Source organism: Butyrivibrio proteoclasticus P6B7 (assembly GCF_000622085.1).
Classification (GTDB): domain Bacteria; phylum Bacillota; class Clostridia; order Lachnospirales; family Lachnospiraceae; genus Butyrivibrio; species Butyrivibrio proteoclasticus_A.
The window spans coordinates 35,319-49,458 of sequence record NZ_KK211397.1 but is presented as its reverse complement, the minus strand read 5'-3'; the positions used below and the strand labels follow the sequence as shown (position 1 = coordinate 49,458).

Sequence of the window (14,140 nt, the reverse complement as noted above, 5' to 3'; positions counted from 1 at the left end):
AGTATACCATAGGTGGGGCCAATTATTCCATTCTAAGTGCTTCGATTGGGTCAAGAGTTGCAGCTCTTTTTGCAGGATAAATTCCAAAGAAAAGACCTATGGAAGATGAAACTACTAAAACCGCAATAACAAGAAGCGGATTAACAGTAAATACAAAGTCTATGACCTTGCAGATAAGGTATGAAAAGCCAAGGCCCATAAGAAGGCCGATAACACCGCCAATAAAGGTAAGGATGGCAGCCTCTGCAAGGAACTGGGTAAGGATAGATGAAGTCCTTGCTCCCAGGGACTTTCTGATGCCGATCTCTCTGGTTCTCTCTGTAACGGAAACCGTCATGATATTCATAACACCGATACCACCTACCAAAAGAGATATGGCTGCAATTATGGCTACTACTGAGGTAATGATATTAAGGATAGTCTCTGTGGTCTGGTCAAAACCATAGCCGGAGCTGATCTTAACTGCATTCTCTCCTCTAAGGTCCATAATATTCTCAACTACTGATCTGGCCTTTGCAAGAACTGAATTCTTGTAGTCGTTGTCCATGTATATAGTAAAGCTGGTAAAATAGTCGTCCAGATAAAAGCCAAATCCACTTTCGTAGGCTGTATATGGACACTCAGCCATAAACATTGGATCATCATAATAGCTGGCATAGGCTGTATCCATGGTATTGTCATCCCTTACACCAACCACAGTAAACTCTGCAGTCATATCAGCCATTGTAATAGGCAGTGTCTCTCCGGCAGCTTCCTCATAGCCAAATATGTTCATGGCAGCGCTCTTACTGATAACGCACACCAGCTTGCCTTCTTTTACATCGTTCTTGTTAAAATATCTTCCGTGAAGCATCTTAACCTGGCCCTGATTTATAAGGGCTTCTGATCCACCAGTCATTAAAAGGTCATAGACCTGGTTCTTGGTGTGGACCTCTCCTAAGTAATTACCAATGGAAGGGGAGATTCCGTAGATGTTGTCTATATTCTCTTCGATCAGATCAAAGTCTTCTTTAGAAAAGGTCTTATCTGTCTTGGTCACATCGAGGGAAACTGAAACTGTTGCTGCTCCTATAGAATCCATCTCGCTGTTAACAGTTGCCTTCATGCCATCACCTAAGATAAGCACTGTAAGAACGGCAGCTATACCGATAATGATACCAAGCATAGTTAAAAAAGATCTGCCCTTATTGCTGCGTATACTGGATAACGCGCTTTTTATATATTCACCAAAAGTTCCCATTTTGACTCCTACTTGTTAAGTGCTTCGATAGGGCTCATCTTGGCAGCCTTCCTCGCTGGATAGATTCCGAAGAAAAGACCTATCATTATAGAGAAAAATGCTGCTCCCAAAACGGAAGTTGGAGTGATGATAACGTCAAAGCCGATAGTGGTACAAATAATATGTGCCGCAATTATTCCAAGGATGATGCCAATGATACCTCCCATAAAGGTAAGGATGGCAGCCTCCGCCAAAAATTGCGTCATAATGGCGCCGGTCTTGGCTCCTATGGATTTTCTTATTCCAATTTCTCTGGTTCTTTCTGCTACAGATACCAGCATGATATTCATAACACCTATTCCACCTACAAGCAGCGAAATAACTGAAACCAGAAGAAGGAATGTGGATGCATAGCCAAGGATTGAATTAAGCTGCTCTGAAAAGTCAGCCATACTGTAGGCTGTAAGACCATTGGTGCCTCTAAGTCCGTGAACGTTAGTCAGGATCTCTTTTGCCTCATCAACCTTGTCATTAAGGATTCCCTGATCTGCAAAGATAACCAGTTCGTAGAACTGATCTGTATAATAACCATAGTCACGACCCATGGAGGTGTAGGGCATCTCAATCTGAGCATAATAATCCTGCCCCTCCATAAGGAACTCGTACATCTCGTTCATATGGTCACGAAGTCCCACAATAGTATAGGTCTGTGTACTTCCGTACAATGTGATATCAACCTGCATGCCAACTGCATGCTCTGTACCAAAGAGCTTCTTGGCATCGTCCAGAAGCATTACGCATACTCTCTGGCCGCTTTCCACCTGCTGTTTGGTAAAATAGTTACCCTCCACGACCTCATTTCCAAAGGCATACTGGAAGGACTCTGTTCCGCCATAGACCTGAACCTCATAGGTTCCCTTGGTGCCCTTTACCTTGCCATAGCCGGAGGAATCAGGGGATACGCCCTTGATGTCTGGCATTTGCTCCTCCAACAGCTCCATATCTGCAGGAGTGAGCTTCTCTGTGGTCTTCTTGGAATCAATGCTGATAATACCGTAGTTACCTGCAATGCCGTTAACCTGGTCCTGAACAAAAGCGGTCATTCCATTACCAAGAGAAACGACGGCGATAACTGCAGCGATACCAATTACTATTCCCAGCATGGTCATAAGGGTTCTGTAACCATTACTTATGATGTGCTTAACTGCACTTTTTATGTATTCGCCTAATTTTCCCATATTACTTTAAAGCTTAACCCTGTTCTGGCATTACAAATACCGGGCTTCCCTCAACCAGCATATCTGCATCTGATGTGATAATCTGATCTCCCTCAGCTACGCCCTCTACGATCTGAGCCTCTGTGCTTGATGAAATGCCTACTGTTACGTTCTTTCTCTGTACAAGACCATCTACAAGAAGTAATACGAAGTCGCCCTCTGAATCTGTGTGAACATACTCATAAGGAAGAACGATGGTGTTCTCTGCCTTCTGGGCATGGATCTTGTTATTTGCTTCTACTCCAAGAATGATTCCATCATCTGGGTTTGTAACTGTTACTGTTGTATCAACTACTGCTACGCCGTTGCTGTTCTTGGTTGCAGCGCCAGAGATCTTGGTGATCTGTCCTGCATACTCCTTGCCGTTGATAGTAACGTCAACCTGCTGTCCAACTGCAATCTTAGTGATATCGCTCTTTGAGATCTGTACTGTTACTTCGATCTTGTCCATGTTGGCAACTGTGATCATCTGTGTTCCAGGTGCCACGGTAGCTCCCTCCACAACAGGGATTGCAGTTACAACGCCGTTAAAGTTTGCTGCAATTCCGCCTTCAACTTCTTCGATCTTGGCAATTGTATCTTCGTTAGTGATGGTTGTTGACTCTTTTGAAGCATAAGCTGCGCTCTTGGCGCCATCTGTCACATTGGCTGCCTTAGCGCTCTGAAGGTGTGCCTTTTCCTCCTCAAGAGCTGTGATCTGGTTCTTCCAGCCCTGGATCTCAGGGTCATAGTTAATAGCGTACTGAACCTCAAGGATTGACTCCTGAACTGCAAGAGCCATCTGCTTGTTGTCTTCGCTTAACTCATCTTCGCTGTTGCCGCTCTCTGTTCTTGTGATGTATCCGTCGTTACCATCAAGAACGCTCTCTGCTGTTCCATCCTGAATACCATTCTGGTTGATATCCATGGCAACCTGCTGAAGCTCTTTTAAGGTCTGATTCATTCTTGCAAGCTTCTCAGTGATCTGGTTGTTAAGGGTATCAATCTGGGACTGGATAGTATCAATTCTTGCATTGATCTGCTCTGGTGTCATGCCCTCAGCATAGGATGCATCAGCAGCGCCAGCTGTCATTGTGTTTGAATAGGTTCCGTTAGCCTGTGTGATGGCAAGCTGAGCTGTCTGCTTGGCAAGGGCAAGAGCGTCTTCATCAAAAGTCATAAGGATATCCCCGGCGCTTACTCTGTCACCAACCTCCACATTGATCTTGCTTACTGGAGCTGTGATCTCTGAGAATACTGTGATGGACTCTGAACTCTCAACTGTTCCGGAAACTGAGATAATGTTCTCAATGTCGCCAAGACCTACTGTATCTACTGTTACATAGGTAACTGCATTCTTAGCTGCAGCCATACTTCTTGAAATAAAGAAAAATACTAAAAGAACTGCAACTAAAAGGGCAATGTATCTTTTCTTAAGCTTGAATTTCTTCTTTTTCTTGCCAGCCTTTTCGTCTTCCTCGTAGTCCTCGTATACTGGCTTTTCAGGCTCTTTCTTGTCTTCTTTCTTATCGGAATCCTTCTTATCTGATTCTTTCTTATCTGATTCTTTCTTATCTGATTCTTTCTCTTTTGCTTCTGATGTTTCTGCTACGTCTTTAGCTTCTTCTGTTTTGCTCTCAGCTGTATCTTTAATCTCTGATGCAGTCTTTGTTTCTTCTTTCTTCATCTCTTCTGATCCGTTCTCTTTCTTATCAATCTCACTATATACAATGGTCTCTTTTTCTTTATTCTTATCCTTGGCCATGTTGTCCTCCCTTATGAAACTTCCACGTAATCCGGATTCATGATATCGCTCTGGATCTCACCATCAGATATGGTGATGATTCTCTTAGCCTGCTTGGCAATTCCCGGATCGTGGGTAATGATGATAACCGTTCTGCCCTCTGCGTATAGTCTTTTGATAATGCTGATTATCTCTTTACTTGAACCTGAATCCAGGTTACCTGTGGGCTCATCCGCAAGAAGTATTGGCGGTGCCTGAGCTATAGCCCTTGCAATAGCAACTCTCTGCTGCTGTCCACCAGACATCTCATTAGGCTTATGGGTTTTTCTTTTACCCAGGCCAACCCTGTCCAGGGCGTAGTTTGCAAGTCTGCTTCTTTCTCTTTTGCCAACTCCTCTATATATAAGAGGAAGCTCTACATTTTCAAATGCTGTAAGTGACGGGATCAGATTGAATCCCTGAAAGATAAAGCCAATTTCTCTGTTGCGGACATCGGACTGTTCGTCGTCCGTCATATCAGAAACATCCTGGCCATGGAGATAATACTTTCCACTTGTGGGTGTATCAAGACAGCCCAGCATATTCATAAGCGTTGATTTACCAGATCCCGACTGACCTATGATCGCCACGAATTCACCCTCGCCGATAATGAGGTTTACGTGGTTAAGGGCTCTTACCTCGTTTTCCCCAGGATTGTATATTTTACATACATCCTTGATTTCTACTAACTTTTTCATTACACAACCTCAAACATTCAGTGTTTACCCAACTTCATTTAGATTATTAAATTTTCAGACGTTTGTAAAGGAAAACACTGATTTATCACACCTTTACACCGATTTTGCTAAAAAGCATCAATAATATTCTGACACTATTCCTGTGAAAAAACCTTGTAAATATAATAAATTTTTTATAAAATCATTTCGTTGCCCTAAAATAGGGCATTCTGAAAACCACAATATTTTGTGTTTTATCATATAATGGTATACTATATAAAGTATAAAAAGTTTTGTTTTGAAGTTAAGGAGAATGTGTATGAAATCACCTGCAGAAATAGCTGCTACTTATGAAAATGTTGGAACTAAAAAGGCTGATCTGCCTTTTATGAAAACTCTTTTACTTGGAATTCTTGCTGGCGCCTTCATCGCCCTTGGCGGTCTTGGAAGTCAGATTGCCAGCTGTTGTGCCCCTGACCCATCTACTGGAAGAATGATAAGCTCAGTTGTATTCCCAATCGGCCTCTTTATGGTACTTGTTGGAGGTGCTGAGCTCTTTACAGGAAACTGTCTTATTTCTATTCCAGTTCTTTCTAAGAAGACTACAGTTCTTAAGATGCTTAGAAACTGGGTTATCGTTTACTTTGGAAACATGATCGGCGGATTTATTATTGCTGCCATCGCAACCTATAGTCACATCTACACTTTCAGCAACAATGATCTTGCTAACTTAGTAGTAAGCACTGCTGTTACCAAGTCCAATATTTCTTTTTCCGATGGACTTCTTCGTGGAATCCTTTGTAATGTCCTTGTATGCATGGCTGTTTGGTGCTCTTTTGCAGCTGATGAACTTGCAGGCAAGGTATTTGCTCTTTGGCTTCCTGTTATGTTGTTTATAATCTGCGGTTTTGAACACTGCGTTGCTAATATGTACTTTATTCCAGCGGGCCTTCTGTCTTCCCACTTCTACAACATACCCGCAGAAGGCCTCTCCCTCGTAGGGTTCTTCATCACCAACCTGATTCCTGTTACAATCGGTAACATCATAGGTGGTGCTGTGTGCGTCGGTGCAATGTACCACGCAATCTACCTTCGTAAATGATGGATACTATGGCTCGGCCCTGGGATTTGACGTCGGCGTTTTAATCTCGCTCGTGGTCAAAAAAGCTTCGCACATTACGTGCGAAGCTTTTTTAGTTTTAATCAACAACAGTTGGATTAGAGAACATTGCTATATCTTCCATTTCTCTTTGAACATCTAGATCAAGAAGAGCATTGAGTTTAATTTGATCACTATAAACTTCTTCCTCATTATCACTTATCTCTTGAACACCATATCCAATTACTTTGCCATTTTCATCGAGAACAAGGCACTGGATATCAAAGGAATAAATTGCTTCCTCTAAGCTAACTTCAACATCAATTAACTCTCCATCAAAGTCCTCTGTATTCTCTGGCATTGTCCAATCAATTGTGAATGGGCAAAATTCATCTCTATAAGCATCATGAATGTCATCGTCATCCCATTCGATTTCACCATCAGTTGGTTCTTGTGTGTTAATCATTTTGATGATGGTGTTTCCAGATCCGATACTGTAATCATAGAGATAAACCTCTTCATCTTCAATTTTGTCTCCTGAAATGTCCTTCAATAGACCTTCAGCTTCAATATCATACTGCTCATCATGCAAATTTGTAATGCCTACAAAAACAGTATAAACAGTGTCATGTTTAGCTACTACTGTAGAAATAACAATATCCTCATCATCAAACGGTGTAGTTACATAGTCCCAATTAACCTTGTTGTAATCTGAATCAAGTGCCTCAAGACGTTCCTTAACATCATCACTTACTTCATAAACAGTCTCTTTAACTTCTACATCTTCCTGGCTATCTGCCTGTTCCTCATCTTCATCGCTTTCTTCAGCATCTTCTTCGGATTCTTCTTCATCTTCTTCGTCTTCATTCTCTGAATCCTTTGTTACTTCCTCTGTATCTTCTTCCTCGATTTCAGTAACACTCTCTGTCTCCTCAGATGGATTTACATTTCCACATGCTGTAAGTGTCATGCTAAGTGAAAGTCCCATCACTAATAATGCTTTTAATCTTTTCATATTAAACTCCTCCAGTTTTCTAATTTATTTAAATATCAAAATCCAGTGTCTCATCCACGCTCATATGTGTAATAAAACACAAGGTTTTCATACTCTTCCATGGTTATGGCTTCATCTCTGAAGTTGAATGTGCTGTTCTCATCGTAGTTATCTGAGTCCTCAAAAATTGCCTCAAGTCTGAACTCATCAGTCATGTTATTGTAGCCTTCGTACTTTTCAAAGTTGTAGTACTTTCTTCCACCATGTGAACAGTCCCAATGGCAAACATAAGCAGTCTCGCCTACATAGGTAACCATTAGATTAAGAGCTGTTCCCTCATACTGTGCCAGTAGAACAACTTCACCATCCTCAATATCCCAGATTGACTCTGGAGTAGCATACATTGAAGAAACGGCAAGTTCAAGCTCTCCATCATTGTCAGCATCAAGGAACCATGCCTTCTGGTACATTCCTTCCTCTATATATTCCTCAGTAAACCTCTCTTCTATAAAAGTTTTGTACTCCTGGCGAACTTCCTGAGCTGGCCAATAGACTGAGAATTTGATGTATTCTTCTTCGTTTTCATAGATAACTTCTTCTGTCTCAAGCTCTCTAAAGATTACTCTGTAAAGTGCATAACATCTATTCTTGTATGCATCTGCATAAAGCTCGTTCTCATCCATACCACTGGCACTTCCGCCGCCCATGGCTGCTACCTTGGTTTTGATGTAATTCTCAACTTTTTCTTCCCAGTCGCCCTGGAAAGCCAGCATATCAGTATTCTCATCTGCTCCATCTACAGCACACATAAGGATTGCATCCATGGTGTTTTCCCACATCTGTCTTACATCTGCAGAAGTCTCTGTCATATCTGCCTGGGTTGAATTCTGGTCGTTGCCAGTATAAGCTGCTTCCTCATAGCTCTTTGCTTTATCAATGGCAACCATAACATTTTCAAGGGCATTGTCATCAAAAGAAATAGCCTCAACATTGTTTTCTTGCTCTTCCACACTGTTTTCTGTAGATGCTTCTACAGATTCTTCTGCATCAGCTTTCTCTTCTGTATCTTCTTTTGTAGCAAAATCTACTGAATCTGCGTTCTCTGCTTCCTCCATGATGTCTTCTAGAGATTTGTTGCTACTTGTAGTAAAGAATCCGCATCCTGTCAGATTTCCTGCAAGTACTGCTCCCACTAACATTAAACAAAGCTTTCTTTTCATGTCTTACTCCTCAGTTATTATTTCTTTTATCTGTGATATAAACTCGTCATAGCCCTCTGGCTTAGTAAGCCCTCCACTCACATTCATATAACATGATTGGCCCTCATGTATATAATCAACTTTATATCCAAACAAATCTATCATTGCCGGATATTCATCGCTGTCTGGCCAATAATCATCCTTGCCTGCATCAACTGTCTGGCTGTATAAAATAATAAGATTGGTAAGTTCAGTAGCCTTGTCGCCCTCAATGGTTTTCCCGGAAACAACAATTTCGTCACCAACTGAATACTCAGCCACACACATCTCACCATTATTTACATATAGCAGGTCAATGCTTTCACACTTATTATCAACAACATCTAAGCAATTAAACAGATTTACTCCAACAAGTTCATCTCCTGCAACAGGTATCTCTTTACTCTGACTCCCGCAATTAGACAGTAACAAAGCTACTGTCATAAGACTAACTATTCTTATCAGAGTCCTCTTCATACCACTTCCCCTCCATTTCATCTATGTCCCAATCCACAGACTTATGTCTGTTATTACCAGTCTCTATTATTAACACAGATGATGGTAAGGAAATGTTGCAGTCTTTCAAAAATAAATCAAGAGCTACCTTGTCGTAATATGGTTATTCCTACGGTATATTAAGATAAATACACAATCTTTACCGTAGTCACAAAATCTCTTGTCACCGCATACTACGGCATATAACACACGTTATCATTCCTATACCGTAATGGAATTCAATTGCACACAACTTTTACTACGGTAAATCAGATAATTTCTTCCACATTACCGTAAGCCCACATACAACTCATAATGCCATAGCGCCCCGCATTGCGCCAGTCACTAACAGATTTCAAGTCAACGAGACCGTGGAATGCCGCAGCAGCGCGCGGGAAAGCGAAAAAATGCGCATGACCTTGTGTCTCAGGATCATGCGCATTACAAATTCAGTTAATAATTCACTGTATGATGTTGTTGTCAAAGCAACTATTTAACATCATATGCTATACAACTTGTTACTCAAATAAATCACTTAGCAAGAACCATCATGATCTCGTTACTTCTTGCAACGAACTTGGTCATTGCTTCGCCCTCAAGTGGAGCGTTCTGGATGCGGGCAAGATCGTAGAGCTGCTCGCAGATCATCTTGGTATTGTCATCATCCTCATGGTTCATTACATACTCAACAAGAGGATGGTTAGCGTTAAGGATAAGGGTCTGACCTTCATTAGCAAAGGCATTCATGTCCATACCCATGCCGTTCATAGCATACATCTTCATCATGTCAGCCATACGTCTTGACTCTTCAGATACTGTAAGCATTGAAGACATCTTCTTGTCCTTAAGTTTCTCAAGCTTAACAGTGAGCTTGTCGTTCTTAAGAGCCTTCTTGATTCTCTCTGACAGCTCTTTTTCCTTCTCTTCAAGCTCAGCTGCTGCCTTCTTAGAAGTCTTGGACTTGAAGGTATCTGTAAGGTCAGCATCAATTCTCTTAAAGGAGATTCCTTCGTTCTTAGACTCAAGCTGCTGCATGAAAGGTACATCAATTGAGTGGTTCATGATGAAAGCTTCCATCTTCTGAGCTTTGAACATCTTGATGTACTGACTCTGCTGCTGTTCGTCTGTTACGTAGTAGATTGTACGAGGCTCTTTCTCCTCCTTGGAGTCTGCGCTCTCTTCCTTCTTATCGTCTACTACCTCAGCCTCTACCTTATTGCCATTCTCATCAGTGGCCTCTTCCTTAGCCGCTGCCTCTTCAGCTTCCTTGTTAATCTGAAGAGCCTCAGGTGTTGTAAGGTACTTGCCATCAAGATTCTTAAAGAGGATGTAATCTGTCATCTTCTCGCAGAACTTGTCGTCGCGAAGGCAACCATATTTGATGAATGGGCTGATGTCATCCCAGTACTTATCGTAGTTCTCTTTATCTGTCTTGCAAAGACCTGCAAGCTTTTCTGCAACCTTCTTGGAGATGTACTCAGAAATCTTCTTAACAAAGCCATCATTCTGAAGAGCTGATCTTGAAACGTTAAGAGGAAGGTCTGGGCAGTCAATTACGCCCTTAAGGAGCATAAGATACTCAGGAATAACCTCCTTGATGTTATCAGCGATGAATACCTGGTTGTTGTAAAGCTTGATTGTTCCCTCGATTGACTCAAACTCCATGTTGATCTTAGGGAAGTAAAGGATACCCTTTAAGTTGAAAGGATAGTCCATGTTAAGGTGGATCCAGAAAAGTGGCTCCTTGAAATCGCGGAATACCTTTCTGTAGAACTCCTTGTACTCCTCATCTGTGCAGTCCTTAGGAGTCTTAGCCCAAAGAGGATGTGTGTCGTTAAGAAGCTGAGGGCGTCTCTTAATCTTGAGCTTAGTCTCTTCCTCTTTAGCCTCCTCGCCTTCCTTAGCCTCTTTCTTCTCAGGCTCTATAGTCTCGATAACTACATCGTCATCGCGCTTCTCTGATTCCTTGATTGTCTCAGTGCCCTCTTCGTTCTCTCTTGAAAGATAGATCTCATAAGGCATGAATGAGCAGTACTTCTCAATTACTTCTCTAGCCTTGTACTCATTACAGAACTCAAGGCAGTCCTCTGAAAGGTGAAGTGTGATTGTAGTACCAACTGTAGTCTTGTCGCCATCTGACATCTCGAAGTCTGAGCCGCCATCGCAGGTCCAGTGTACAGATGCAGCATCTGACTTATATGAAAGTGTATCGATATCTACATAATCAGATACCATAAATGTTGAATAGAAACCAAGACCGAAGTGACCGATGATCTGATCTGCATTAGCCTTGTCCTTATACTTGTTAAGGAAGTCTGTAGCACCAGAAAAAGCCACCTGATTGATGTACTCCTCAACCTCTTCTGCTGTCATACCGATACCGTTATCAGTAATCTTGATTGTCTTCTCTTTATCATTGAGCACAACGTCCACGCGAGGCTTGAAGCCCTCTGGAAGTGTGTACTCACCCATCATATCCATCTTGCGGATCTTGGTGATAGCGTCACACGCATTAGAAATTACTTCTCTGTAGAAAATATCATGATCCGAATACAACCATTTCTTGATGATTGGGAACATGTTCTCGCTGTTAATTGAAAGATTTCCCTTTTTTGAAGCCATAATTCTCACTCCCTTTATTTAGTATTATTGAATTCTGCAAATATTGGTAATTGCCAGAATCTGGTAGTATTGCTGACTCTAATTCCATCACCTGAATACTGCCAAATACTAGTTTAGTATCGCCATAAACAAAAGTCAACGAAAAATTAGCACTCATTCAATATGAGTGCTAATAATTATTTTTATCTTTCAAATTTTCTGATAAGACTGCCTTTCCAGCCCTTATTATAGGGATGTTCTCGCATTGGCAGGTTGAAGTGACGGCTTCCAACCAGCACTGCCGACGGATGGGTGAACTCCTTAAAGCCCCACTCTCCGTGGTATGCCCCAAGTCCGGAATGTCCAACACCGTTAAAGGGCACGCCCTTCACCATCATATGAAGGCACACCTCGTTGATACAACCGCCTCCGAACTGCATGGTCTGCATCACCCTCTTGGCCCAGGTCACATCCTTGGTAAAAAGATATAACGAAAGCCCGTGTTCTCTGTCCTCAATAGTATCAAGAAGCTCCTGTACCCTCTCATCCTCGTATACCACCACTGGCAGTATTGGGCAAAAGAGCTCTCTCTTTACGATTTCCTCATCTATATCCACCGGATATATGACAGTTGGTGAATATTTAAGGGTATTCTCATCTCCTTTTCCACCAAACACAACCCGGTCTCTATAGTTATCCACAGTACTACTGCACTTATCATAGGCCGCTCTGTTTATAAGTCTTGGATACTCGGGATTATCATGGGCCCATTCTCCAATCTGCCTTACAAACTCAGCCTTCAAAGCCTTTACAAACTCATCTGCCACCTCAGAAGCCACCGCCACCTGATTGATGTTGATACAGATCTGTCCGCTGTTAAGGATCTTGAAAAAGGCTATCTTCCTGGCAGCATCCCTAAAATCCGCATCCTTCCTTACAACGCACCAGTTGCCGGTCTCGCCTCCAAGTTCCAGGGCTGTAGAAGTCAGGTTCTTAGCGGCTTCCTGCAGGACGTGAACTCCAACCTTGGGAGATCCTGTGTAAAAAATCTTATCAAACCTCTGGGCCAGGCACATATCCGCCACGTCATGGCCTCCATCTATGACAGTTATGTATTCTTCAGGATATAGCTCTTTTACCAGGTCCATCATGACTCTAGTGCAGGTAGGAGACTTGCTGCTGGCCTTAATGACCGCCGTGTTACCTCCTGCTATGCTGGCTGTAAGAACCCCAAAGGACAATATCACAGGGAAGTTGAATGGACTTATGATCAGGGACACACCATAGGGCATCTTGTAAACCTTGGTAAAAAGGCTTGGGAAACAATGGAAACCACTAAAGTGAGTCTCAGGCCTTGCCCATTTCTTAAGGCCATGTATGGTCTCGTTTATCTCAAGCACAAGGCTTCCAATATCGCAAAAGTACGCCTCCAAGGGGTCACGACCAAGATCATCAAAAAGAGCTTTCTCGAGGTCCTTCTGGTGATCAAGAACGGCTTTCTTAAGGCGCTTAAGCTGCCTGATCCTGAAGTCCACATCAAGGGTCTTGCCGGTCCTAAAGAACTTCCTTTGTTTAGTTACAATCTCCGCTATATCCTTTTCCGTGTACATTGTCACCTCTCAATACTTGTTGTGGACCTTCTCTGCAAAGCACATCATGTCCTTCACATCTATCTTGGTGCCATCATCCAGGATCGCAGTACCTGAAAGTCTGCCAAATACCTGGTGCTGGTCAGATACTATCAGCTTGTAATCAAGGCAGGCTGCTCTATCAAGGACAGGCACAAAGTCCATCTCAAAGCGGCCGTCAGAGGATGTGATCTTCCAGGGATCCATATAGGAGCTCTCAGGGATGTGGAAGGTTATGTCATCAAGCTTGTGGACTTTGCCGTCGTAAAAGAGAACATTCTCTGTTGCTGCGCTGGTGTTACCAAAGCCATAGCCAATATTAAAGCCAAAGGCCTTGCCATCTATATCTGTATTACCAGATCCCCAGTGCCAGGTGTTGTCGTAGGTCCATACGCCTCTACCCCAGTCCAGGGTTCCGAAGTTCTTTTTAGGGTCGAATTCATATCTTTTGCCATCATATTCCATGAAGCCCTCAGCCCTCATGCAGTTGATCTTCTGATTGTAATAGAAGGCGTGCTTCTGATCCCAGGGCGTTGCAATGACCATGGTATCCATTGGCGGCTGTGACAGAGTTATATGGCAGTCAAAGGGCTTACCATCGCAGAAGTTATCGAAGTGGCAGGAGATATGTCTTTTGCCATCTATGGCCTCAAATTTCATTTGAATGCGCTTATCCTCGTAGATAGTTGTCCCCTGCTCTGATGTTGCAGGAAGGGATAATTTGCCCATAGGAAAGGCATTTAACACCGTTTCAGTATGTTCCCAGGGCTTCTCTCCAAATGTTAAAAGAGATACAGACTGAAGGCCAATATAGCCATCATCAGAAATGGTAAAGGCTCCTGCGAAGTCATCTGCCAGTACCAGATAGTAGTCCCACTCCTTGATGCGCCACTTAGGTGCTTTGATCATGGTCCTGTCATAGGTCTGAATTAGGCTCCTGGACCAGCCTGGTTCAAGCAGTTCACCCTTTTCATCCAGCAGCATGTGTCTATCAACAACTTCGTGATTCCTTCCCATAAGATATCCCCCGTTTCCTTATAGTAATCAGCGATTAGATGTATATTATTCCCATTAAGAAGATTATACCCTTGGAAACGGTTAATTGCCATAAATAGCGCAAAAAAGAAGTAAGGCGGACACTAAGTATCCG

Annotated in this window: 11 protein-coding genes; 1 reads left to right on the top strand and 10 read right to left on the bottom strand. The window is 42.5% G+C overall.

The window, feature by feature from the left end:
- Positions 1–22 precede the first annotated feature (22 nt).
- The 4 genes from T541_RS0117930 to T541_RS0117915 are packed head-to-tail and all read right to left on the bottom strand — an operon-like array spanning position 23 to position 4,956.
- Positions 23–1,240 carry an ABC transporter permease gene (locus tag T541_RS0117930; protein ID WP_026653952.1) on the bottom strand — a complete coding sequence of 406 codons (1,218 nt, stop codon included), beginning with the start codon at positions 1,238–1,240 and terminating at the stop codon, positions 23–25.
- Positions 1,241–1,248: 8 nt separating this feature from the next.
- The gene (locus T541_RS0117925; protein WP_026653951.1) at positions 1,249–2,457 is read right to left on the bottom strand and encodes an ABC transporter permease; all 1,209 of its coding nucleotides are present in this window, start codon (positions 2,455–2,457) and stop codon (positions 1,249–1,251) included.
- Positions 2,458–2,470: 13 nt separating this feature from the next.
- Positions 2,471–4,240 carry an efflux RND transporter periplasmic adaptor subunit gene (locus tag T541_RS0117920; RefSeq protein WP_026653950.1) on the bottom strand — a complete coding sequence of 590 codons (1,770 nt, stop codon included), beginning with the start codon at positions 4,238–4,240 and terminating at the stop codon, positions 2,471–2,473.
- Positions 4,241–4,251: 11 nt separating this feature from the next.
- Positions 4,252–4,956: an ABC transporter ATP-binding protein gene (locus T541_RS0117915; protein ID WP_026653948.1), complete on the bottom strand. Its 705-nt coding sequence runs from the start codon at positions 4,954–4,956 to the stop codon at positions 4,252–4,254.
- Between the two features lie 298 nt (positions 4,957–5,254).
- On the opposite strand from T541_RS0117915, the gene T541_RS0117910 reads away from it, so the two are divergent.
- The gene (locus tag T541_RS0117910; RefSeq protein ID WP_026653947.1) at positions 5,255–6,037 is read left to right on the top strand and encodes a formate/nitrite transporter family protein; all 783 of its coding nucleotides are present in this window, start codon (positions 5,255–5,257) and stop codon (positions 6,035–6,037) included.
- Positions 6,038–6,134: 97 nt separating this feature from the next.
- On the opposite strand, the gene T541_RS20960 is transcribed toward T541_RS0117910, so the two are convergent.
- The 6 genes from T541_RS20960 to T541_RS0117880 all read right to left on the bottom strand — a co-directional run bounded on the left by T541_RS20960 (position 6,135) and on the right by T541_RS0117880 (position 14,007).
- Positions 6,135–7,049: a hypothetical protein gene (locus T541_RS20960; RefSeq protein ID WP_051538349.1), complete on the bottom strand. Its 915-nt coding sequence runs from the start codon at positions 7,047–7,049 to the stop codon at positions 6,135–6,137.
- Between the two features lie 50 nt (positions 7,050–7,099).
- Entirely contained in the window at positions 7,100–8,248 is a 1,149-nt protein-coding gene (locus T541_RS0117900; protein ID WP_026653946.1) for a hypothetical protein, read from the bottom strand.
- 3 nt (positions 8,249–8,251) lie between these two features.
- Positions 8,252–8,743, bottom strand: coding sequence for a hypothetical protein (locus T541_RS0117895; protein WP_026653945.1), 492 nt, complete (start codon positions 8,741–8,743; stop codon positions 8,252–8,254).
- A gap of 549 nt (positions 8,744–9,292) precedes the next feature.
- The gene (htpG, locus tag T541_RS0117890; protein WP_026653944.1) at positions 9,293–11,383 is read right to left on the bottom strand and encodes a molecular chaperone HtpG; all 2,091 of its coding nucleotides are present in this window, start codon (positions 11,381–11,383) and stop codon (positions 9,293–9,295) included.
- A gap of 182 nt (positions 11,384–11,565) precedes the next feature.
- Positions 11,566–12,972 carry an aldehyde dehydrogenase family protein gene (locus T541_RS0117885; RefSeq protein ID WP_026653943.1) on the bottom strand — a complete coding sequence of 469 codons (1,407 nt, stop codon included), beginning with the start codon at positions 12,970–12,972 and terminating at the stop codon, positions 11,566–11,568.
- A 9-nt stretch (positions 12,973–12,981) separates the two neighbouring features.
- Complete coding sequence (locus T541_RS0117880) at positions 12,982–14,007, bottom strand: DUF2804 domain-containing protein (protein WP_026653941.1); 1,026 nt, start codon at positions 14,005–14,007, stop codon at positions 12,982–12,984.
- Between the last annotated feature and the right edge of the window lie 133 nt (positions 14,008–14,140).

Coding starts and splice junctions, on each gene's coding strand:
- T541_RS0117930 (WP_026653952.1), bottom strand. CDS start 1,240: ATGGGAACTTTTGGTGAATATATAAAAAGCGCGTTATCCAGTATACGC.
- T541_RS0117925 (WP_026653951.1), bottom strand. CDS start 2,457: ATGGGAAAATTAGGCGAATACATAAAAAGTGCAGTTAAGCACATCATA.
- T541_RS0117920 (WP_026653950.1), bottom strand. CDS start 4,240: ATGGCCAAGGATAAGAATAAAGAAAAAGAGACCATTGTATATAGTGAG.
- T541_RS0117915 (WP_026653948.1), bottom strand. CDS start 4,956: ATGAAAAAGTTAGTAGAAATCAAGGATGTATGTAAAATATACAATCCT.
- T541_RS0117910 (WP_026653947.1), top strand. CDS start 5,255: ATGAAATCACCTGCAGAAATAGCTGCTACTTATGAAAATGTTGGAACT.
- T541_RS20960 (WP_051538349.1), bottom strand. CDS start 7,049: ATGAAAAGATTAAAAGCATTATTAGTGATGGGACTTTCACTTAGCATG.
- T541_RS0117900 (WP_026653946.1), bottom strand. CDS start 8,248: ATGAAAAGAAAGCTTTGTTTAATGTTAGTGGGAGCAGTACTTGCAGGA.
- T541_RS0117895 (WP_026653945.1), bottom strand. CDS start 8,743: ATGAAGAGGACTCTGATAAGAATAGTTAGTCTTATGACAGTAGCTTTG.
- htpG (WP_026653944.1), bottom strand. CDS start 11,383: ATGGCTTCAAAAAAGGGAAATCTTTCAATTAACAGCGAGAACATGTTC.
- T541_RS0117885 (WP_026653943.1), bottom strand. CDS start 12,972: ATGTACACGGAAAAGGATATAGCGGAGATTGTAACTAAACAAAGGAAG.
- T541_RS0117880 (WP_026653941.1), bottom strand. CDS start 14,007: ATGGGAAGGAATCACGAAGTTGTTGATAGACACATGCTGCTGGATGAA.